Genomic DNA, 21,215 nt, shown 5'->3' with positions numbered 1-21,215 from the left:
CATAATTCATCCTAACTTTTGATAAAGAGCCCAAAAAGAAATGCAGATAGGGAAGATCCCTGTCTGCATTTCCGATTATAAAGAGGTCGGACAAAAATGACCTTAATATAAAATTAATTTAAAAACTGAAAAATTTACCTAATCAGTTGTTATTTTTCAACTGTTTCAACTTTTTCTTCAGCTTTAGTTTCCTTAGTTTCTTCCTTTTCTTCGACTACAGGCTTTTCATCGACTTTTTCTTCTGCCTTGCTTTCAGCTTTTGCGGCTTTTTCAGCCTTCGCTTTCTTAAGAGCGGCAGCCTTGCGGTTTGTAGTCTTTTCCTTCTTTGGCTTTTCGGGTGCAGGAAGTTCCTTGTCAAGCTCAATGTAGATTACAGAAAGCGGTGCAAGCGTAATGTTGATTGAGTACGGAAGATCGTGATCGGCTGCATCCTGTGCCTTTAATTCGCCCTCGTTTACGATACCGCAACCGCCGAATTCCTCTGCCTCGGAGTTGAGAACTTCTTTATAGATACCAAACTTCGGAACACCGATTTTGTAGTTCTCACGGAGCATTGGCTGGAAGTTACATACAACAATAACTTCGCTTCCGTCATAAGCAATTCTTCTGAAAGAAATAATGCTATGCTTGTAATCGTCGAGCGCAATCCACTGAAAACCGTTCCAGTCGTAGTCGTTTTCGTGCATTGCAGGTGTATCGCAATAGAATTTATTTGCTGTAGCAAAGAAGTGATTAAGCTGACGGTGCTTTTCGTAGCCGAGCAAGTTCCACTGGAGCTGTTCGGTAGAATTCCACTCGTCAAACTGTCCGAGCTCACTGCCCATAAACATAAGTTTTTTACCGGGATGAGCAAGCATATAAGCAAGGAATCCTCTTACGCCCGCAAACTTGTTGTCATACAGACCCGGCATTTTGTTGATAAGCGAGCCTTTGCCGTAAACAACTTCATCATGAGAGATAGGGAGCATAAAGCTTTCGCTGAATGCGTAAACCATACTGAATGTAAGAGTATCGTGGTGATAATTTCTGTAAAGCGGGTCAAGGCTGATGTATGAGAGCATATCGTTCATCCAACCCATATTCCACTTGTAGTCAAATCCAAGTCCCATATCCTTTGGCGGGAAACCGGTAACATTCGGCCATGCTGTGCTCTCTTCGGCAATCATCATAGCTTCCGGGTGGAACATATGCACAACAGTGTTAAGCTTCTGTAAGAAATCAACAGCAACAAGATTTTCTCTGCCGCCGTAGATATTTGCAAGCCATTCGCCGTCTTTACGGTTGTAGTCAAGGTAGAGCATAGATGCAACGGCGTCAACTCTGATGCCGTCAATATGATATTGGTCAAGCCAGAACATTGCGGATGAAAGCAAGAAACTTGCTACTTCGTAACGGGCATAGTTAAAGATATATGTACCCCATTCCTTGTGTTCGCCGATTCTCCAATCCTCGTATTCATAACAGCCTGTACCGTCAAATCTGCCAAGACCGTGCTCGTCCTTAGGGAAGTGAGCAGGTACCCAGTCAAGAATAACGCCGATACCTTCCTGATGACATTTGTCAACAAAATACATAAGGTCTTTAGGAGTACCGTAACGGGAAGTTGCCGCAAAGTAACCTGTTACCTGATAGCCCCAGCTGCCGTCAAACGGATATTCTGTAAGAGGCATAAACTCAATGTGAGTGTAGCCCATTTCTTTTACATAAGGAATAAGCTCCTCGGCGAGCTTTTTATAGCTGAATACATTGCCGTCCTCGTATTTTCTCCAAGAACCTGCGTGCATTTCATATACATTGATAGGAGCGTTCTTGTGCGGGTGAGCTTTCTTGTGCTCAAGCCACTCGCTGTCGTTCCATTCATAACCGTGAATTTCATATACACGAGATGCGTTATCAGGTCTTGTCTGGCAATGGAATGCATATGGGTCGGTTTTCATTACCTTTTGCATTGACGGAGTTTCTACGCAATATTTATAGCAAGCATATTCCCATACACCCTCAATAAACAATTCCCATACGCCTGAATTGTCGATTTTATACATATAGTTTGCATCGGGGTTCCAATCGTTGAAATCACCTACAACGGATACGGAAAGTGCGTTTGGTGCCCATACTCTGAACACAACGCCGTCTCTGTCGCCCCAGTTTACAAAATGAGAGCCCATAAATTCATAAGCTGTAACAGATTCGCCCTGCAAAAACTGTTCAAGCGGAGTTCTTTTGTCATTTAAACTAAAAGCCATTTAATATCCTCTTTTCTTTAAGAAATTTGGGAAAAGGGCGCATATTGCTCGTTTTTACAAAAAATAAATCCGCAGTATGCTTTTACAGTGTTTCCCTTGATTTAATTATATGTTTATAGTATAATATATTCTACACAAATATACAAGAGTTAATTTTAATTTTTATGTAAATTATTTTACAAATTATTAAAATTTGTTTATTTTTTCAAAAAAATTTAAGGTGAAATTTTATGGATAAAAGAGTAAAAAATACCACAAAGGCACTCAAGCAGACACTTTTTGATATGCTTGAGCAAATGCCTTTGAGCAAAATTACAGTAACCTCTCTCTGTAAGCAGGCGGGAGTGAACAGAGTTACCTTTTATCACCATTTCGCCGATGTTTACGATATGATTTCTCAAATAGAAATCAGCTATGTTGAAGAATTAAAGGATTACAATTTTAAATTTACGCAGAACGGCAAGGTGAATTTCCTTTGGATTGTGCGCTTTGTAAAGAAGTATTCGGATTTTTACAGAGTGGTTTTCAATAACAATATCCAGACTAAATTACTTGACGAAATGTATGCGGAGCTCAAAAAAGAGTATTGTGCGGCATTTGGCAAAAAGGATATTCCGCAGACCAAACTTGAGTATATGTTTACATTTCTCGAAAGCGGTGCGTCAGGTATTTTAAAAAAGTGGGTAAGAGGCGGAATGGCAGAGAGCGAAGAATATATCGCCGACCTTATAAGCGAAATATTTATCAGTATGCACAGTCATATATAATAGTTGCTCACAGCCGAAAATTATGTTAAAATATGTAGTCAAATGAAAGAAAAAATTACGGATGGTGTATATATGAAAAAAAGATTTCTTGACAGCGGAAAAATTGTAGGCACTCACGGCATAAAAGGCGAATTAAGAATTGACCCGTGGTGCGACAGTCCCGAATTTTTGTGTTGCTTTAAAAAGCTTTATCTTGACGAGCAGGGCAGAGAGAGCATAAAAGTTAAGTCACGCCCTCACAAAAATATTGTGCTTTGCAAGGTTGACGGAATAGATACAATTGAGCAGGCGGATAAAATGAGAGGCAAGACAATTTATATCGACCGAGAGGAGATCGTCCTTGACGAGGGTGTAAACTTTGTTCAGGATTTGCTCGGTCTTGAGGTAAAAGACGCCGACAATGCAACTGTTTACGGCAAAATTACAGATGTTTTGCGCACAGGTGCTAATGATGTTTATGAGATAACAGATGACAACGGCAAAAAATATCTTGCACCCGTTATTGACGAGGTTATTACAGAAACCAATGTTGATGACGGATATGTTCTTATTCGCCCGATGAAAGGAATATTTGACGATGAGGATTGATATAATAACCTTATTCCCCGAGATGTTTACTCCTGTTTTGGGTGACAGTATAATCGGCAGAGCACAAAAAAGCGGTGCGCTTGAAATACATTGTCATCAACTGCGTGACTATGCTTTTGACAAGCACAGACGAGTTGACGATACCCCGTACGGCGGCGGAATGGGAATGTTGATGAAAGCCGAGCCTATAGCGCTTTGCTTTGAGGATATATGCGATAAAATCGGCAAAAGACCGCATTTTGTCTATATGTCGCCGCAGGGAAAAACTCTTACGCAGCAAAGACTTAAGGAAATAGCCGAGATTGAGAATGTCTGCATATTGTGCGGTCATTACGAGGGTGTCGATCAGCGTTTGCTTGATGAATTTATAGACGAGGAAATTTCAATCGGCGACTATGTGCTTACAGGCGGCGAACTTCCTGCAATGGTATTCACGGACGCACTTTCAAGAATGGTGCCGGGTGTACTTTCAAATAATGAATGTTTTACCGAAGAAAGCCATTTTAACGGTTTGCTTGAGTATCCTCAATACACAAAACCGTCGGTATGGAGGGGCAAAGAAGTGCCCGAAGTGCTTTTGAGCGGTCATCATGCAAACATAGCAAAGTGGCAGAAAGAAAAAAGTCTTGAGGTAACCCGTGCAAAGCGCCCGGACTTGCTTGAAAAGATAAAAGAACAGCAATAAGAATTAACAATAATTTAGTGCTGCAAAATAATATTTAGCAATACTTAATATAATTTAATTTCAGTTTTAGTAAAGTTGCACAACAACAGACCAAAATTTTTGGTTGTAAGTGAGTATTAAACCAAAAATTAATTAACTTATTGACCTTTTTTTGAAAAAATACTATAATATTTATTAAAAGATTGCAAAATGCAGTCGGATTACAAAACGGGTTAAATTATATGGCAAGAGAGGGATTTTAAAATGTATGTTAAGGAAGTATTAGTACAGAACAAGGCAGGCTTACATGCTCGCCCAGCTACATTTTTCATTCAGAAGGCTAACGAATACAAGTCAACTGTATGGGTAGAAAAGGAAGAAAGACGAGTTAATGCAAAGAGCCTTCTCGGCGTATTGTCACTTGGTATTATCGGCGGTACAACCATCAAGGTTATTGCTGACGGTTCAGACGAAACAGAGGCTGTTGACGGTCTTGTTGCTCTCGTTGAGTCAGGTTTTGCTGAATAAGTTAAATAATTTATACTCTTTCAGAATTTAAGGGCGGTTTTCCGCCCTTTTTGTTTTGCCTTTTTAAAGGTTGACCAAACTTTTATAATTGCTTGTCGAAACAATTTGTTAAACCATAGTTTTAAATATTCCAAACATAAAAACAAATCCGATTTACATTATTTTCAAAAAGATTTTTAAAACCTATTGACAAACGGAAACGGTGGTGTTACAATAAACCTACTTTATCGGTAGGAATACTAAGTTTTAGGAGAATTCCCGCTTTTTAAAGTAATATTATTATATATCCGCACACAATGCGGAAATTTAAAATCAGAAGGGTGATAATATGAGCGAAAAGAATGTAAAAGATTTAGGCTTTCAGACAAGAGCCGTGCATACAGGCAACGGTGTTGACGGCGAAACAGGAGCAATTAAGAGGCCTATAACTATGGCAAACAGCTATGAATTGCCCTATGACCCAAGTGACCTTAACTGGAGCAGTGCAGGTAAAAACCTTTATACAAGAAACGGAGGCTCAAACCAGCAGTATCTTCAGGAAAAAGTTGCCTCTCTTGAGGGCGGTGAAGATTGCGTGGTGCTTGCAAGCGGTGTTGCCGCTTTGTCGGGACTGTTCTTTGCTTTACTCAAAAGCGGTGACCATGTAATTTTCTCAAGCGTTACTTATATTGCGGTTTACAGACTTTTAAACGAGCTTTTAAACAATAAATTCGGTGTGGAAACAACAATTGTTGATACCTCCGACCCAGAAAATGTAAGAAAGGCAATCCGCCCGAACACAAAACTTATTCATATAGAAACTCCGGGCAACCCCACACTTACAATTTCGGACATCAAGGCGATTGCAGACATTGCGCACGAAAACAATGCGCTGTTATCTGTTGACAATACATTTGCTTCTCCGTACAACCAAAGACCCGTTGAGCTTGGCGCAGACTTTTCGATTGAAAGCCTTACAAAATATATCAACGGTCACGGTGACGCAATGGGCGGTGCTATTATCGGTAAAAAAGAATACCTCGACATCATCAGAGCACAGTCGCAGATTAACCTCGGTGCAACAATCAGCCCGTTCAATGCTTGGCTTATTATGCGTGGTGCGGTTACTTTACCGCTTAGAATGAAACAGCACAATGAAAATGCACTCAAAGTCGCTAAATATTTAAAGACTGTAAAGGGTGTAAGTTTTGTGGCTTATCCGGGACTTAAAGACCACCCGAACCACGATATTGCCAAAAAGCAGATGACAAACGGTTTCGGCGGTGTGCTTTCGTTCGTACTCAAGGCTGACCATGATACATATAACAGATTTGTAAGCCATTTGAATGTCATAACTTCGGCAGTTTCTCTCGGTCACGATGAAAGCCTTATCGTTTTCCTCGGAGAAAATGACGAAAGACAGTATCTTTATCCCGAAGAATTCCACAACGGCTTTTTCAGATTCAGCGTCGGCATTGAAGATGCAGAAGATATTATTGCAGACCTTGAACAGGCATTTAAGAAGGAAAATTTATTATGATAAGAAAAGCCACGGTGCTTGATTTGCCGGCCGTCAAAGAAATTTACAATTATGCGGTTTTAAACACTACCGCAACCTATGACATAAATCCCAAAGATGACAAATACTTTGTTGATATGTTAAATGAGCATACAGGCAAGTATTTGCTCTCTGTGTATGAGGAAAACGGCAATGTAATCGGTTATGTTGCACTTTCCCGCTACAGTAAAAGAGATGCATACGACATTACAGCAGAGCTTTCGGTATATGTAAAAAACGATTGTCAAAACAGGCACATCGGCACTCAACTTATTGAGTATGCACTTCAAGAGGCGCAAAAGAATAATCGGTTCTTGACTGTGGTTTCGCTTATCACAAGCGAGAACGAGCACAGCATTTATTTACATAAACAGTTCGGATTTGAATTTGGCGGAAGAATTAAAAACGTAGGATTCAAATTTGACAGGCTCTTGGGCGTAGATATTTATTACAAGAATTTCCAATGAGTTTTTAACGGATTGGCGCAGATGTATTGACTTTTATCAATTAATATGGTATTATCAGAACATATAAAACCTATTAGGTTTATAGGACTTCAAGAGAGGAGAGCAACCTTATGACAAAGCTTGTTTCATATGTAAAAAGCTCTATGTGTTGCTGTTGCATGTGCACAATGTGTATGTGTTTATTTCCCATGCTCTCCGACGAAAAGTTTTGACCAGATAAAGTTTTACTGACCGGAGTGCATATGTTCTTCGGTCTTTTTTAATGCTTTTTATTATTCTGTGCATAAAATGTTAAGAGATTAGGAAAAAGGTGAAAAAATGAATTGGGAATTTATTTTTAAATATCTTCCTTTGTACCAAGAGGCAGCTTTGCTCACTTTAAAAATCGGACTTATCGGAATCGCCGTTTCTATTATAATCGGTCTTTTCTGTTCATTGGTTCAGTATTACAAAGTGCCCGTGCTAAGGCAGATTGCAACGGTATATATTGAAATATCCCGTAACACTCCGCTGCTTATTCAGTTGTTTTTTATTTACTATGCGCTGCCAAAGGTTGGCGTGCAGGTAAGCTCTGAAATGGCAGGCTATATCGGTCTTGCTTTCCTGGGCGGAAGCTATATGTCGGAAACTTTCAGGAGCGGACTTGAATCTGTAGATAAAATTCAAACCGAAAGTGCTTTAAGTCTTGGTATGAAGCATCCGCAGATTATGAGATATGTAATACTGCCGCAGGCTTTTTCAACAAGTGTACCGCCGTTTGTGGCAAATGTAATATTCTTGCTTAAAGAAACAAGTGTATTCAGCGCAGTAAGCCTTATGGACCTTATGTTTGTTGCAAAGGACTTAATCGGTCTTTACTACAAAACAACAGAGTGTCTGTTTATGCTTGTTGTGTTCTATCTTATTATACTACTGCCTGTTTCAATACTTGGAAGTGTGCTGGAAAGGAAACTGAGATATGCCGGATTTGGGGATTGATGTTCTTTTTAAGGGAACAAACTTTATACGCCTTTTGGGCGGCTTGTGGACTGCACTTGAAATCAGTCTTATTTCAGTCGGTCTTAGCATACCGCTTGGCATTTTGCTTGGCATTGTAATGACTATACCAAACAAAGCAATAAAAGTTATAACAAAAATTTATCTTGAAATTATCAGAATAATGCCGCAGCTTGTGTTGCTTTTTATAGTGTTCTTCGGTGCAACAAGAACTATGGGAATTAACCTTTCGGGCGAGGTTGCCTCGGTAATAGTGTTTACGCTTTGGGGTACGGCAGAGATGGGCGACTTGGTGCGAGGCTCAATTATCAGTATTCCGAAACACCAGTCGGAAAGCAGTCTTGCGCTCGGACTCAGCAAAGCACAAACCTATTTATATATAATAATTCCGCAGACGGTACGCAGACTTTTGCCGCTTTCAATCAACCTTGTTACAAGAATGATAAAGACTACAAGCCTTATCCTTATGATTGGTGTTGTAGAGGTTATAAAGGTTGCACAACAGATTATTGAGGCAAACCGTGCCACAAGCCCGAACGCAGCGTTCGGTGTGTACCTTGTAGTATTCATTATGTACTTTATAGTTTGCTTCTCAATAAGTATGGTTGCAAAACATCTTGAAAAGAAATGGAGTTGAGGAAATGTCGCAGGAACTGTTAAAAATAGAAAATCTTACAAAGCGTTACGATGATAACACCGTACTTCAAAGCATTAATATGACAGTCCGTCAGGGTGAAGTTGTGGTAATTATCGGCCCAAGCGGCTGTGGCAAGAGTACCTTTTTACGATGTATAAACGGTCTTGAACCTATACAGGAGGGCACAATTTCTTTTGAGGGCGAGTTAATCGACCGCAAAAGCAAAAATATAGCGGAAATTCGCCAGAAAATCGGTATGGTGTTTCAGAATTACGAGCTTTTTCCACACCTTACCGTTATGGATAATATCTTACTTGCCCCCACAAAAGTGCAGAAGAGAAATAAAGAGGAAGTAAAAAAAGAGGCGGAAGAGCTGCTCGAAAAAGTCGGATTAAGCGAAAAGAGCAACAGCTATCCACGACAGCTTTCGGGCGGTCAGAAACAGAGAGTTGCAATTGTAAGAGCCTTGTGTATGCACCCGGACATTTTGCTTTTTGATGAGGTTACAGCCGCACTTGACCCCGAAATGGTAAGGGAAGTGCTTGATGTAATGCTTGGACTTGCAAAGCAGGGAAGAACAATGCTTATTGTAACTCACGAAATGCAGTTTGCCCGTGCGGTTGCCGACAGAATAGTATTTTTTGACGGCGGTCACATTGTGGAAGAGGGTAAACCCGAAGAGTTCTTCACAAATCCAAAGACCGAGAGAGCTAAAAAATTTCTTGATATTTTTGAGTTTGACTCAATAAAATAAATTTTCTTTAAGAAAGAGGAGAGATTATTATGAAAAGAATTACAAAAATCATTTCTGCAATCCTTGCAGTGTTAGTTGTTACAGCGGTGTTTGCAGGCTGCTCAAGTTCAAACGACAATTCAACCGCTAACGGCTTTAGAACACTTGATGAAATCAAATCATCGGGTACAATCAATATCGGCGTATTTTCCGACAAAAACCCATTCGGTTATGTTGACGAAAACGGCGAGTATCAGGGCTACGATGTTTACTTTGCAAACCGACTTGGCGAGGACCTCGGCGTAAAAGTAAACTTTGTTTCAACTGAGGCTGCAAACAGAATCGAATACCTCCAGACAGGTAAGGTAGACCTCATTCTTGCAAACTTTACAGTTACAGACGAGAGAAAAGAAGAGGTTGACTTTGCACTTCCTTATATGAGCGTTTCACTCGGTGTTGTATCTCCGAAGAGCAAAACAATAACAAGCCTTGACAATTGGAACGAAAGCGACAGTATGATTGTAATTTCAGGTACAACTGCCGAAACTTACCTTACAAAGAACTATCCGAACATCAAACTTCAGAAGTATGACGCATATGCACAGGCAAAGACAGCTCTTGAAAACGGCAGCGGCGCAGCTTGGGCAAATGACAATACAGAGGTTATCGCATACGCAAACCAGAACAGTGACTTTGTTGTAGGTATTCCTGAGCTTGGTTCGGCAGATACAATTGCTCCTGCCGTAACAAAGGGCAACGATACACTCCTTAACTGGATTAACGATGAAATTAAAGCGCTCGGTAAAGAAAACTTCTTCCACAAAGATTACGAGGCAACACTCCTCGAAACCTATGGTAAGGATTACGAGAATCAGCTTGTAATCGAGGGCGGCGAGCTTGCTTCTTCAACAAACGATACAGCTAAATAATTTAACTTAATATTCAATAAAACAACGGCAATCGGGATTTAATCCGGCTGCCGTTGTTTGCTTATAGCTTGGTGTTTATTTTTTTTATTGCAATTTTTGTTTTGGTATATGATATAAGCCATATAAAGAAATATATTGTAATAAAAACACTGTAATAAATCAAAATCGAAATTACATTGTGCGGCATCCAATACAGAAAGTAGGCAACAGGAAATGTAGCTGTTGAATAAATCAGTAAATGAGTAATTGTTTGCTTTATTAAACTCCACCTGTCTATTGTCCATATGACCGATGTACCGCCTAAAATTGCGCCGTATATCATACTTATAATTGTTTGAGCTATTACTGCATTTAATTCTGTTCCAAACAATTCAATTGCCTGCGGAACAACAGGGTAAAATTCTCCGTTTCCGATTATAACGGATGTGATTATTGTTATAAAATAACATATAAAAAATCCGACTGCCGCTCCGATTAATCCACGAATTAATAACTGTTTTTTAATACTCATTTTATACACCCAATCTTTCTTTAATTTTTGATACATATCTTCTTGAAACATATGTGCTTTTTCCGCTTTTAAACAGAACATAAACAGTACCTGAAATTTTAAGATTAAATCTGCTGACTTTTTCTAAATTTATAATTTCTGATTTTGAAATCCTTACAAATTTATTATAGTCAAGACTGTTTTCAAGTTCGTATAAACGCTGTGTAACCGTAAATTCTCCTCGATCGGTTACCGCAAAAACTTTACCGTTACTTGCATAAATGTTAATAATGTCATTTTGGTTTATAATCGAAACATCATCTCCGCTTTTACCTGTAACAGTATTTTGTGTAGTACAGGAAAGCTTAGTTATGTATGATTTTATCTCTTCGGTTATTTGGTCGGTGTAAATGACGCATAACGGAGTTTTGTAATTGTTATCTATCTTTAATTCAACTTTCAAATCTTTACCTCCTCAATGTATTATGCTATTAGTTTACAATAATAAAAAATAAAATCAACCGTTTTTTTATATGCGGTTGATTTTATCGTTTAAGCGGTAGTATTCAGTTGTTGAAATTCAGTTTTTAATTTTAAATGTATGTCTGAAAATAAATCTTGCTGTCGGCAGGCTTTACAACTTTAAACGCAAACTCTTTCGCAAAACGGCTTGTTAAGAACTTACTACAACGATTATACAGGTACAAGTATTTGGCGGCTACAGTACAAGTTTTAATACGGTTAAAGGCATTATAGAGGGTGCAAACACTTGATTTGCAAAATAACAATTTAAGAATTCACAAATTTACACCGCCTTGCAGAGTGATTAAGCTTTGCAGGGCGGTATTTTAAAATGGTATTGATGAATATTTAATTGTATGATAAGATAAAAAAGGAGTTGATTTTTATGAGTGACACAATAAATGATTTTTTCGACAGCTTAGAAAAAGAAAATCTTTCCGGTAAAGAAATGAGAGAAAAAATAGATGAGTTTATAAAGCAAAATAATATTGACTATGAAGATTTGGCAGATGAAGAAGATTTAGAAGATTTATATTATTATTTAGATATGACTTTTCAAGCCGAAACCAGGCAAGAAGCAATAAAGTATGCTAAAAAGGCTTTGAAGATTGAGCCTGATAATATTGACGCACAGGTGATAATTGCCGAAAATTCAATATATGATCATATAAAGCTGCTTAACAAGTTTGAAAAGATAAAAAAGGCTGCCGAACAGAAACTTGTTGAGGAACATTTATTAACAGAGGAAAATATAGGGGATTTTTGGCTGTTAACAGAAACCCGACCCTATATGAGATTGCTCTATAATCGTATGCGGTTGTTATTGGATTGCGGAAAAATCGGTATGGCAAAAAATGCTTGCTTGGAAATTTTGGATTTGAACAATGATGATAATTTAGGTGCAAGATTTATTTTAATGCATATTTACGCATATTTTGAAGATGAAAAATCAGCGGTTAAGTTGTTTGAAAGGTATGACTGCCAAAAATCGACGCAATTTTTATTGCCTTTGTCAACTTTATATTATAAGCTTGGAAAAACTCGCAAAGCCACAGCTTATATTAAAGAACTTGTCAATATAAATAAAGATACACACAATTTCTTTAATCGTTTGGTGATAGGCGAAGGTTTGTCAGACCTTGAGTTTGGTATGTACGGTTATCGTGCAAATTCTATTGAAGAACTTGCAATTGATGTTACAGATAATAAGTTTCTTTTTGTAAATTGCGGTGTTTATTTTAAATGGGTATTAAAAACAATTAAGAGTATTGATTAATAAAAGCCTCGCCAAAATCATTTAACTTGGCGAGGTTCTTTTGTACCAAAGCGTGTAAAGCTGTTACTGTCAAGTTTTGAATTTAATAACCCCATATAGTTGTCTGCAAGAATTTTAATATATTTTATTGCAGTACATTAAGCAAAGACCAAATTTTCTTTATGAAGTGTAATAATGTTATTATATTTGTTTAAATATGTGTTTTTATGTCTAACAACATTAAAATGATTTATTTTTCAAAAATTCCTTGACAAATTACGCAAAGTTTGATATAATACATCTTGTCTTGAAAATTAAACAGATATAGGGGTATAGCTCAGTTGGTAGAGCAGCGGTCTCCAAAACCGCGTGCCGAGGGTTCAAGTCCTTCTGCCCCTGCCAATTACAAGTCCTTGAAAATGGCTTAAATAAGCCGTTTTTGAGGATTTTTTCTTTTCTGCTTATGGGCTTTCTAACACCATACCCCTTTGTATTTCTAACACTTTTCTAACACTTCGTATTTTCACTTAATGATAATCATATCCTGCAAGGCGTTAGAAATATCATTTTTGGAAGTTTTGTTTGCGTGCGCATAAAAGTTTAATGTCGTTGCCGGACTGCTGTGACCTAACCAATCTCCGACTTGCACAGCGGAAAAATTCTTATCAAATAAATTACTTGCCGTACTGTGCCGCAAGTCGTGAAGTCTAACCATAGGCAAATCACTTTCTTTGAGTATCTTGTGGAATTGCTTTGTAAGGTAGTTCGGCTGAATAACCTTACCATCTGCCCAAGTGCAAACATAATCACTTTTGAAATAGTAATCACCCATTATGTCGGTTCGTTCTTCTTGTTGCCTTTTCTGCTTCTGCAAAATCTCAAAAACTTTATCCGTCATTGGTAAAGTGCGGTAACTGCTTTCCGTTTTCGGCTTATCTGTGTAACTGCCACCTACATTTTGTTGGAGCGTTTCAGCTACCGTTATTGTTCTTCGGTCAAAATCAATATATTGCCACTTTAAGCCGAGCACTTCACTTCTTCGGAAACCATAAACAGCGGAAAGCTGAACAGGCAACTCTATTACATTCCCCTTAACGAGAATTAACAACTGTTCTAACTGTTTTGGATTTAAAAATTTTGCCTTGTACTTTTCGGATTTTGGAGTTTTTGCAGTGGAAGCCGGGTTGTATAATATCAATTCTCTATTTACCGCATCGGATAGTGCTTTACTGATATTCTGATGATGGTGCTTTATAGTTGTAGGCGATAAGCCAAGTTCTAATCTTGACTTATAATAATCTTCAAGATGTATGGCTTTCAGTTTTTGCAGCGGAATACGCTTGTCCTCAAAATACGGAATTATGTGGTTTTCCATATTCCCCTTATAACTGCGATATGTATTCGGGCGTACTTCTTTTTCGATTGATTTCAACCATCTTTTAAAATATTCCGATAACATAATATCGTTATAGGGAACGGAATATTTTTCAAATTCTGCAATCTGTTCTCGCAAAAACTTTTCTGCCTTCTTTTTGTTTCCCCTAATGGGCAAACCTGTATTTATCCACTTTTGCTTGCGTTTACCTTTTCCATCCTTTAGATTAAGTACAGCATACCATTTACCTGACTTCTCTTGCAGATTGCCTGTAATTGCCATACAATTATCTACTCCTTTCTTTGGCTTACAGTCAATCAATCTGATGGTTTAATTATATCATAGATTGACCGTTGTGTATATTCAAAATTTGATTATGTGGCTGTTTTAAGAAAATCAATTACATTTTCTTTTGGAATAATGTATTTTTTGCCCACCCGTATTGACTTTATCAGTTTGTTTTTTAATAAATCATAAGCCGAGCTTCTACCAATTTTCAACATAGTTTGTAAATCATCCGGAGTAACCACATCAGGGTATTCCGCAAATATTTCTTTATTGTTCATTCTTTACCTCTTTGTTTCACTTTATAATTATGAAGGCACCCACATCACAAAGATGCGAGTGCCTTTGTTTTAGTTATGTTGTTTTTTCATAGCTTTTATCAATGATTGAAATGCTTTCTTATATTCTGCCGATTTTGCTTTGACTTCTTGCAAGACTTCTTCATAATTAGCTTTTACTTTCTTTGCAGCAGCAAGCATTTCTTCATATTGCTTTTTTGTTTCCTCAACACTCTTATTTTGCTGGTATATCCTCATCAGGAATAAGTAATGTTCTTAAATAATAATCTTGCCGTTCATTTATTAAGACGAATTTCTTCCATCCATCTTGCCCAAATAACCAATCCTTAATTTTTTTCATCTGTTCTATAGGTATAGCACCGTCAGTATTCACAATCTCAATAGAAAATTTCAAAGGATTTTCTGAATGTTTTAAGCCATATAACAAATCTTCTGCCACTTTTGGAATTGTATCGGTAACAGGTTTATAAGAGCCACCTGTATCAAATTTATTATATGAATTTTCTACATACATTATTGTTAAGTTATAATCGCCTGAATATGTACCTGCATATTCAAAACAGCTACCTCGAAACATTAAGTCACCTCCTGCTATAACAAAAGCACCCACTTTTGATTAGCAGGTGCTTTATCAATTGTTTTATATAATATTTTTATTTCTTAACGCAATATTCATTACATTTTTTGTGGCTCTATTTACAATCTTGTCCGCCTCGGCTCTTAAGGCATTAACCGTTGATTGTGTAGCATCACCTTGAATATAGATTGGTGCAGAGTTTACAGTAATATCTCCTATATTCTTTTGACGGGAATTATTAACAATGTTTTTAGCCTTTCTGTCAATATTGCCTTGAATAGAATCAAAATAATTCAAATAGTTAAATTTGCTTGAAAGTTTTGTGATAAACCTCTGTGGGTCAGCCGAGAAATTAAAAAGATTATCCGTCATTTTGTTGCTGAACACTTGTGAGCCTTCTGGCATCATAGTATATTCTCCACTTTGTAATTTACCGAATATCGCTTCAAAACCATCTTCCTGTGTTACCGATAAACCACCATTAGAATTGCGTGTGCCCTTCGCATAATGCTTAATTGTGCCATAAATTGTGGCCGCACTTGCTGGAAATCTACCACCATATTTATTTTCAATTCTTCGTAAAATATCTTGAATTGCCGAATCTTTATCGCTCAAACTTGATTCGTATCTTTTTCCTTGCCAATCATAATACCATTTGGCTTTATTAAGCTCACTCTCTTTATTTAATGCGGCAGAAATATTAGATACTGCTGTTTGTGCAGAATCACTCAAGCTGTCTAATTTAGTTTGCACACCGCTGATTTTATCTTCATATGATTGTATGCTATCTGCTATTGTATCTATGGCTGTATCAACTTCATATATATGAACTTGTAAATTATTGAGCAGATTAAATGTATCAAGGTTAGCAATATTATAGTCTTGCATTGCTGACTGTGCAGAAGTCCACATATAGTTAAATTCTGCTTCACTTGTTGTTGTGTAAGTTTTACAATAATTAAGCAGATTACCATATAATGTGCCGTTATCGTTGTCAATCATACTGCAAGCGGCTTTATATAAAGTGACTTCGTTATCAAGAAATTCATTAATTTTATCAATTTCACTATCGTAGTATTCGTCTGATGAATCTTTTAATTTATCAAGAGCATCAATACGAGAGTCAATCGAATGTTCATACAAAGAATCTGTCATATCTGAACGGCTTTCAGATAATGCATCAGTAGCTTCCTTTTGAGATTTCTTGCCAGCACTGCTATCATCAAGATTTGCTATTGAAGCTGCTAACGCATCTTTGGCAACAGTATTTTGTTTGTCTGAAATTTCCTTGTTCCAATCATATTCATCTTTTTGTGCTTGCAAAAGTTCTTTTTGGGATTCAATAAGGTCATCAACGCTTTTCTTTTTATCCTCTAAAGATTTAATTTCATCTTCTTTGGTTTGCTTGATATACTTTTCAGTCCAATCAATTAAAGACTTAATAGAATCAATGGCATTTTCATAACCGCTTTTAATATCTTCAAGAGCGTTTTTCTTATTTTCAAGAGCGGAAGTTGCTTTATTGGTCTGATTTGTAAATTCATTGGTAGATGAATTTAAACTACTCAACCAACTATCATATACCGCCGCATAATTGGCAACTGTGCCAAAAGATTTTTGAAGGCTTTCTGTATATACAGTTGTTCCGCTTTCGGCATCCTTTGTCTTTGCCAACATAAGATAATATTGCGTTGTGGTTGTAATTAAATCCTGCAAACTACCACTTTCAACCTGATAAGCGGTGGCATTAGCATAGGCTTGTGCTTCCTCTGCCGTCATAGCAAGTATGTTTTCATAAAGAGATTTAATTTGGTCAACAACAAGCATTTTTGCTTTTGCGGCTACATAATCCTTGTATGCTTGAGAGTTTAGATTGATTTGTCCGTTTTCGTCAATTAAGGTATTGATATATTCGGGTTCTAACTCTAATAGGGATTGTAGATTTTCTAATGAATAATAACCGTTTTTATTATAATTATCCATTATATCTGTTACGCTATTATAAGTATCTTTTAGGTTGCTCAATGAATCTCTTAATAAAGTAATCTCGGATGTAACATTAGATATTTGTCTCGCACCACTTGATATATTTAGAATACTATCTTTCAAATTATTTAGTGCTGCAACATCATCATCGGTTTCCATATAGTTAAGTTTATTATTAAAATCTTCAACTATATCAGCATCAAGATTATCTAATAGAGAAACAATAGCTCCATCAAGATTATCCGCTTGACTCGCCAATTCAGGGAAATTTTCAAATAGTTCAATTTTGTCGGATTCGGATAATTCACCATTTCTCAAATTTTTCAGAGCATCCGCTAATTTAGTTATTTTATCTTCATAATCCTTAACACTATTTTGAAAATCTTCTGTCGCTACAAGGTCTGAAAAATGGAATTTATCTACTTCTGGGATTTCGTAATCGGCTACAGCTTGTTTCCATTTATCAAAATCGCCTTCAGATAAATTCTTTAACTGATTTTCAACATTGGCAGAAGTAAAATCAGTAGAAATTTTATATACTATATCTTTATCGGAATTAGATAAACTATCTATCCAATTATTAAAATCGTTGATTTCTTGCTTTGCTTCGTCTGAAAGTTTAGGGGTAGGGAATGTAAGTTCCGGATTAGTGAAAATCTCTATTCCACTTGCTTTACTATTCAAGTCTGGAAAATTGAAATTATTAGTATCACTTTCAATAGATTTGCGGAATCTGTTTTTGACTTCTTCTGCACCTTTTGCGGTATCAGAAGCAAATTTATCGTACCATTCATTATAGTATTTAGAAAATCCTTCAAGCGTACTTAAATAATTATCTACCTCTGTTTCGATAGCATCACTACTTAACGCTTTATCCTTTATTGCTTGTGAAATCGTTTTATTATTGGTAATATTATCAATAATTTCTTGTCTGTATTTCTCGTAATCTTCAAGAGAATCAATATCAGCGTTATTGTTTGCAACCTCTGATGTCGTAAGTTCATCAAGCAATGTTTTTGCAGCCTCAACCTGTTTTGTGAATACGCCTTCTCCGCCTGCCAGAGCATCTTTGATTTCAACTAACTTTTTCCAGGTCTGATTATTGTTATAATCAAATCCGTCTGTATTTTCTAATGCATCTATGGCGTCATTGATAGCATTGATTTTGTCCTGCAAAGTTAAATCCGCATTGAATATGAGTTTTGTAAATCTGTCACCAAAACCCAATATATATTCTTCATAATCAACAAAAGTACTGCCATAACCTTTTTCTTTCCAAACCTTATCAATAATTTCAGCGGCTTTATCTCTGCTTTCAGCATCGCCCCAATAATCAAAGGTTATAACATTGTTATCATCGTTCCAGTCCGAAACAATATTTCCTTCGTGGAATGTTTTTTTTGATGCTTCATCGGCGGCATCTACATAGGCTTTTTCAAAAGTGGAAATATTAGTCTGTAATTGTGTTGATTGTATATCCTTTAATTTTGCAAGTTCTTCATCAAGTTTGCCGTTTACAAGGTCAAGATTATCAGCTTGCGCACCAACTAATTTAGTAATTTCATCTTGAATATCTTTAATTTCTGCTCTATTAGTTGAGTCAGTCATATCAGATTTAGCCAATTCTTTGTATTTTTCTATTAACTCTGATAAAGAATTTTGCTCATTAGATATATTTTCAACCTTTTCTCTTGATGCCTCTGCGACTTCCTTTGCTTGATTGTATGCTGTTTCTTCTGCATTAATCAATTCTCCGATTTTGAAAATTAAAGCAGAAATAGCCCAGCTTATACCCATAGTTACAACTGTGTTTAATGCAGCGGATGCAACTCTTAATGCAATGGTCGCAACTTTTGCTTTAAGCAAATAAGTCGCATAACCGGATAATGAAGCATTAGCACCGTTCAAGCTACGCAAATACTGCGCCATTGATGATTTGCTATTTTGCAAGGATTGATTATAGGATGCTTGAAAACTTGCAGATTTAGAAGAAACATTATTGTATCTTTGCATTGCAAACGACAATTCAGAGATTCTTGTTTTTGTTCCTGCAAGATTATTTCCCAACAGCTGAATTTTATTTGCAGCATCAACGGTAAATATACCTTTATTTTTTATCAATGATAGTGCAGCGGCAATGCCGGCTAATAATGTAGGGAGTGTACCAATCGTCTTTACGATGTCATCGGTCGTATCTAATACATTTGCAAGTCCGTCCACTAATCCTTTTACAAATTCGGAATCTAATACATCGTTTGAAAGATATTGCCACGTTGTTTCAAGCTGTGCAATATGACCTTCTAATGACCTCAGATATTTTTCGTTTTCGGCGTATGCTGTGCCGGCAGAGTTATATGCTGCTTCGGTTGCTTTTTCAACATTACCCCAGTTATTGATTAGAGCCTGAACTGCATTTGCCCTATTTTTACCTGCAATGATTTCAAGCAAAGAAGCTCTGTTCGCATCGGATAATTCATCATATATTTTAGAAATATCAGCCATAACGTCATAAATATTTCTAAAGTTACCTTCATCATCAAAAATATTAACTTTTCCGTGAGTCAGATTTAATATTTGAGTTTGGATTTTAGAAATTGAATCAACATTATCATCAACTTCTTCTCCAAGTTCTTCAAGCTCACCTTTCATACCTCTAATACGCAAGGTCAAAATTTTTAATGCAGTACCGGATGTCGAGCTATTCTGAAGGACTTCTTGAATGCCGGTAAACATACCGGCTGCTTCTTGAATTGATGCACCGCCTTGCGACAATACAGAAGCAGACTTTGACAAACCATCGCCAACATCAGCAGCGGATTCAGCAAATTCGTTACCGAGCTTATCATAAATATCCGTTATCATCTCAATAGCGGCAGCGGAGTCATTGTTGCTTAATTCAAGGAGTTGTTTCTCAAAACCTTTATAAGCCGTCACAAGATTTTCATTAGCTGTACTTTCATCAAGGTCAGTTACATTTTGATACATAGTTGAGATTTCAGCTAATTGTTCCGCTGTATCTGCATCAAAACCTAATCTTACCCATTCGGCTGTTGAGTTTATGATAGTATCCAGCGTTGAAGCATAGGCTTTTGCACCGCTAATCATATCCTGATATAATTTATCGTATTGGCTATTAGTCAAATCAGTAACACGATAAAGTTCAGTCATAGCGGTATCTACATCAAGCACATTGTCATACATTGCCCTGATTGCTCTTGCTGACTCCATAAACAGCATTGTTGCACTGAAATAGGCACTTAACCTTTTTATTTGTGCCGATAATTTATCGCTGAAAGATAATGTGGATTTGCCGGCTATTGTAGCCTCTTTGGTTATTGCCTGAAATTCAGTCTTAATACCGTTCAATCTTGTTGCATCGCAATTTTTTAACTCGGCTTGCAGTTCTTGTATTCTTGTTCCAAATTCCTTTGCGGCAGCGGAATTTTTCTTCAACCACACATCCATTCCCAAAGAAAGATTGTTCTTTTGCTGTTGAAGTGTCGTTGCATTATTTGCAATTTTATCCTGATTTGCAACTTCTTTTAACTCGTTTTTAATACGCTTTAATGTGTTCTCATAATTCTGATATGCGGTTGTGAGTTGTTCAGGAGTTCGGGAGTTCTCCATAGCTCGCAAGTTATTATTTAGCTCCGCTGATAGAGAATTTATATTAGCATATTCGCCTGAAAGTTTAGAAATTTGAACACTAATATCTGATATTTCAGATTTGAATTTACCGTTATTCATCTGAACATTTATGCTGTTAGCAAGATTATTTCTTGTGTCCTGCATTTTTGCATTAAGTTCTTGAAGCTTTAGTTCCGTATCTTCAATGACTGTCTGTATTCTGCCCATTTGGTCTGTATTCAAATGAACATTAAAAATCCGCTGTAACGCTTGATAATCAGCCCTTAATTGGTTTAGTTGCCGTGACAGTACAGATATTTGATTTGTATTTTTGGTAGTATCTAAACCGTTAAGTTTAATTGAAATGTTGCCAATTCTACGCTGTATATCAAGTAATTGTCGGTAAGCATATGTACCCTGATTTACAACATTTGTAAATACGTTATTTGTGTTATTTCCGTTTGAAAGATTGACACGGATATTATTTGCAGCGTTGATAAGTTCATCCAGTTCACGCCTTAATGCAGTTAATCTTTGCAGGGCGTTGGTTGTATCAACATTTAAATTAAATTTCTTGTTTTGAAGCTTATTCATTTGTTGCTCAAACTTTGAAGTATCAAGTTTTGCGGTAATTCTTGCTTCAAAATTGCTCATATATATCACTTCCTTTACAAAAGAAAATAGCCAGCCCGAAGGCTGACTATAAAATC

General features: G+C 36.9%; 19 protein-coding genes and 1 tRNA gene. 12 read left to right on the top strand and 8 right to left on the bottom strand.

Annotated elements, in window-relative coordinates; genetic code table 11:
• Window positions 1-149 precede the first annotated feature (149 nt).
• Complete coding sequence (gene glgB / locus I2E21_RS07945) at window positions 150-2,243, bottom strand: 1,4-alpha-glucan branching protein GlgB (protein WP_195410965.1); 2,094 nt, start codon at window positions 2,241-2,243, stop codon at window positions 150-152.
• Window positions 2,244-2,473: 230 nt separating this feature from the next.
• Here glgB and I2E21_RS07940 point away from each other — a divergent pair, with 230 nt between their 5' ends.
• From I2E21_RS07940 to I2E21_RS07895, 10 genes are all read left to right on the top strand, one after another.
• Window positions 2,474-3,010: a TetR/AcrR family transcriptional regulator gene (locus I2E21_RS07940; protein WP_022234864.1), complete on the top strand. Its 537-nt coding sequence runs from the start codon at window positions 2,474-2,476 to the stop codon at window positions 3,008-3,010.
• A 72-nt stretch (window positions 3,011-3,082) separates the two neighbouring features.
• Window positions 3,083-3,598 (top strand): ribosome maturation factor RimM, encoded by a 516-nt coding sequence (gene rimM / locus I2E21_RS07935; RefSeq protein WP_022234865.1) that lies wholly within the window; start codon window positions 3,083-3,085, stop codon window positions 3,596-3,598.
• Entirely contained in the window at window positions 3,588-4,283 is a 696-nt protein-coding gene (gene trmD / locus I2E21_RS07930; RefSeq protein ID WP_022234866.1) for a tRNA (guanosine(37)-N1)-methyltransferase TrmD, read from the top strand. The genes rimM and trmD overlap by 11 nt, the downstream gene beginning before the upstream one ends.
• Before the next feature lie 243 nt (window positions 4,284-4,526).
• The gene (locus I2E21_RS07925; protein ID WP_022234867.1) at window positions 4,527-4,790 is read left to right on the top strand and encodes an HPr family phosphocarrier protein; all 264 of its coding nucleotides are present in this window, start codon (window positions 4,527-4,529) and stop codon (window positions 4,788-4,790) included.
• Window positions 4,791-5,118: 328 nt separating this feature from the next.
• The gene (locus I2E21_RS07920) at window positions 5,119-6,309 is read left to right on the top strand and encodes an aminotransferase class I/II-fold pyridoxal phosphate-dependent enzyme (RefSeq protein WP_195410964.1); all 1,191 of its coding nucleotides are present in this window, start codon (window positions 5,119-5,121) and stop codon (window positions 6,307-6,309) included.
• Window positions 6,306-6,794: a GNAT family N-acetyltransferase gene (locus I2E21_RS07915; RefSeq protein WP_195410963.1), complete on the top strand. Its 489-nt coding sequence runs from the start codon at window positions 6,306-6,308 to the stop codon at window positions 6,792-6,794. Before I2E21_RS07920 ends, I2E21_RS07915 begins: the two co-directional genes overlap by 4 nt.
• A gap of 318 nt (window positions 6,795-7,112) precedes the next feature.
• Window positions 7,113-7,772: an amino acid ABC transporter permease gene (locus tag I2E21_RS07910; RefSeq protein WP_186935404.1), complete on the top strand. Its 660-nt coding sequence runs from the start codon at window positions 7,113-7,115 to the stop codon at window positions 7,770-7,772.
• Entirely contained in the window at window positions 7,753-8,427 is a 675-nt protein-coding gene (locus I2E21_RS07905; protein WP_022234871.1) for an amino acid ABC transporter permease, read from the top strand. The genes I2E21_RS07910 and I2E21_RS07905 overlap by 20 nt, the downstream gene beginning before the upstream one ends.
• A gap of 4 nt (window positions 8,428-8,431) precedes the next feature.
• Entirely contained in the window at window positions 8,432-9,181 is a 750-nt protein-coding gene (locus I2E21_RS07900; RefSeq protein WP_022234872.1) for an amino acid ABC transporter ATP-binding protein, read from the top strand.
• A 29-nt stretch (window positions 9,182-9,210) separates the two neighbouring features.
• Complete coding sequence (locus I2E21_RS07895) at window positions 9,211-10,089, top strand: transporter substrate-binding domain-containing protein (protein WP_195410962.1); 879 nt, start codon at window positions 9,211-9,213, stop codon at window positions 10,087-10,089.
• Window positions 10,090-10,150: 61 nt separating this feature from the next.
• Here I2E21_RS07895 and I2E21_RS07890 read toward each other — a convergent pair whose 3' ends face one another.
• Together I2E21_RS07890 and I2E21_RS07885 are read right to left on the bottom strand one after the other, a co-directional pair.
• Window positions 10,151-10,600 carry a DUF3021 domain-containing protein gene (locus I2E21_RS07890; RefSeq protein ID WP_207735322.1) on the bottom strand — a complete coding sequence of 150 codons (450 nt, stop codon included), beginning with the start codon at window positions 10,598-10,600 and terminating at the stop codon, window positions 10,151-10,153.
• A 1-nt stretch (window position 10,601) separates the two neighbouring features.
• On the bottom strand, window positions 10,602-11,042 hold the full coding sequence (locus I2E21_RS07885) for a LytTR family DNA-binding domain-containing protein (RefSeq protein ID WP_195410961.1): 441 nt from the start codon (window positions 11,040-11,042) through the stop codon (window positions 10,602-10,604).
• A 444-nt stretch (window positions 11,043-11,486) separates the two neighbouring features.
• On the opposite strand from I2E21_RS07885, the gene I2E21_RS07880 reads away from it, so the two are divergent.
• Together I2E21_RS07880 and I2E21_RS07875 are read left to right on the top strand one after the other, a co-directional pair.
• Complete coding sequence (locus I2E21_RS07880) at window positions 11,487-12,377, top strand: hypothetical protein (protein ID WP_195410960.1); 891 nt, start codon at window positions 11,487-11,489, stop codon at window positions 12,375-12,377.
• A gap of 305 nt (window positions 12,378-12,682) precedes the next feature.
• A tRNA-Trp gene (locus I2E21_RS07875) sits at window positions 12,683-12,758 on the top strand.
• Between the two features lie 121 nt (window positions 12,759-12,879).
• Here I2E21_RS07875 and I2E21_RS07870 read toward each other — a convergent pair.
• From I2E21_RS07870 to I2E21_RS07850, 5 genes are all read right to left on the bottom strand, one after another.
• The gene (locus I2E21_RS07870; RefSeq protein ID WP_195410959.1) at window positions 12,880-14,013 is read right to left on the bottom strand and encodes a tyrosine-type recombinase/integrase; all 1,134 of its coding nucleotides are present in this window, start codon (window positions 14,011-14,013) and stop codon (window positions 12,880-12,882) included.
• A gap of 92 nt (window positions 14,014-14,105) precedes the next feature.
• A complete protein-coding gene (locus I2E21_RS07865) occupies window positions 14,106-14,297 on the bottom strand; it encodes a helix-turn-helix domain-containing protein (RefSeq protein ID WP_195410958.1) in 192 nt (63 codons plus the stop codon).
• A 69-nt stretch (window positions 14,298-14,366) separates the two neighbouring features.
• A complete protein-coding gene (locus I2E21_RS07860; protein WP_195410957.1) occupies window positions 14,367-14,552 on the bottom strand; it encodes a hypothetical protein in 186 nt (61 codons plus the stop codon).
• Window positions 14,530-14,892 (bottom strand): phage tail domain-containing protein, encoded by a 363-nt coding sequence (locus I2E21_RS07855; protein WP_195410956.1) that lies wholly within the window; start codon window positions 14,890-14,892, stop codon window positions 14,530-14,532. Before I2E21_RS07855 ends, I2E21_RS07860 begins: the two co-directional genes overlap by 23 nt.
• Before the next feature lie 63 nt (window positions 14,893-14,955).
• Window positions 14,956-21,159: a phage tail tape measure protein gene (locus I2E21_RS07850; protein WP_195410955.1), complete on the bottom strand. Its 6,204-nt coding sequence runs from the start codon at window positions 21,157-21,159 to the stop codon at window positions 14,956-14,958.
• Between the last annotated feature and the right edge of the window lie 56 nt (window positions 21,160-21,215).

Origin of the sequence: Ruminococcus sp. BSD2780120874_150323_B10, from assembly GCF_015553695.1 — a bacterium.
Classification (GTDB): domain Bacteria; phylum Bacillota; class Clostridia; order Oscillospirales; family Acutalibacteraceae; genus Ruminococcoides; species Ruminococcoides intestinale_A.
Note: the sequence above shows the minus strand (reverse complement) of the source record. Positions and strands in the feature narration are given on the sequence as shown.

Coding starts and splice junctions, on each gene's coding strand:
- glgB (WP_195410965.1), bottom strand. CDS start 2,243: ATGGCTTTTAGTTTAAATGACAAAAGAACTCCGCTTGAACAGTTTTTG.
- I2E21_RS07940 (WP_022234864.1), top strand. CDS start 2,474: ATGGATAAAAGAGTAAAAAATACCACAAAGGCACTCAAGCAGACACTT.
- rimM (WP_022234865.1), top strand. CDS start 3,083: ATGAAAAAAAGATTTCTTGACAGCGGAAAAATTGTAGGCACTCACGGC.
- trmD (WP_022234866.1), top strand. CDS start 3,588: ATGAGGATTGATATAATAACCTTATTCCCCGAGATGTTTACTCCTGTT.
- I2E21_RS07925 (WP_022234867.1), top strand. CDS start 4,527: ATGTATGTTAAGGAAGTATTAGTACAGAACAAGGCAGGCTTACATGCT.
- I2E21_RS07920 (WP_195410964.1), top strand. CDS start 5,119: ATGAGCGAAAAGAATGTAAAAGATTTAGGCTTTCAGACAAGAGCCGTG.
- I2E21_RS07915 (WP_195410963.1), top strand. CDS start 6,306: ATGATAAGAAAAGCCACGGTGCTTGATTTGCCGGCCGTCAAAGAAATT.
- I2E21_RS07910 (WP_186935404.1), top strand. CDS start 7,113: ATGAATTGGGAATTTATTTTTAAATATCTTCCTTTGTACCAAGAGGCA.
- I2E21_RS07905 (WP_022234871.1), top strand. CDS start 7,753: ATGCCGGATTTGGGGATTGATGTTCTTTTTAAGGGAACAAACTTTATA.
- I2E21_RS07900 (WP_022234872.1), top strand. CDS start 8,432: ATGTCGCAGGAACTGTTAAAAATAGAAAATCTTACAAAGCGTTACGAT.
- I2E21_RS07895 (WP_195410962.1), top strand. CDS start 9,211: ATGAAAAGAATTACAAAAATCATTTCTGCAATCCTTGCAGTGTTAGTT.
- I2E21_RS07890 (WP_207735322.1), bottom strand. CDS start 10,600: ATGAGTATTAAAAAACAGTTATTAATTCGTGGATTAATCGGAGCGGCA.
- I2E21_RS07880 (WP_195410960.1), top strand. CDS start 11,487: ATGAGTGACACAATAAATGATTTTTTCGACAGCTTAGAAAAAGAAAAT.
- I2E21_RS07870 (WP_195410959.1), bottom strand. CDS start 14,013: ATGGCAATTACAGGCAATCTGCAAGAGAAGTCAGGTAAATGGTATGCT.
- I2E21_RS07865 (WP_195410958.1), bottom strand. CDS start 14,297: ATGAACAATAAAGAAATATTTGCGGAATACCCTGATGTGGTTACTCCG.
- I2E21_RS07860 (WP_195410957.1), bottom strand. CDS start 14,552: ATGAGGATATACCAGCAAAATAAGAGTGTTGAGGAAACAAAAAAGCAA.
- I2E21_RS07855 (WP_195410956.1), bottom strand. CDS start 14,892: ATGTTTCGAGGTAGCTGTTTTGAATATGCAGGTACATATTCAGGCGAT.
- I2E21_RS07850 (WP_195410955.1), bottom strand. CDS start 21,159: ATGAGCAATTTTGAAGCAAGAATTACCGCAAAACTTGATACTTCAAAG.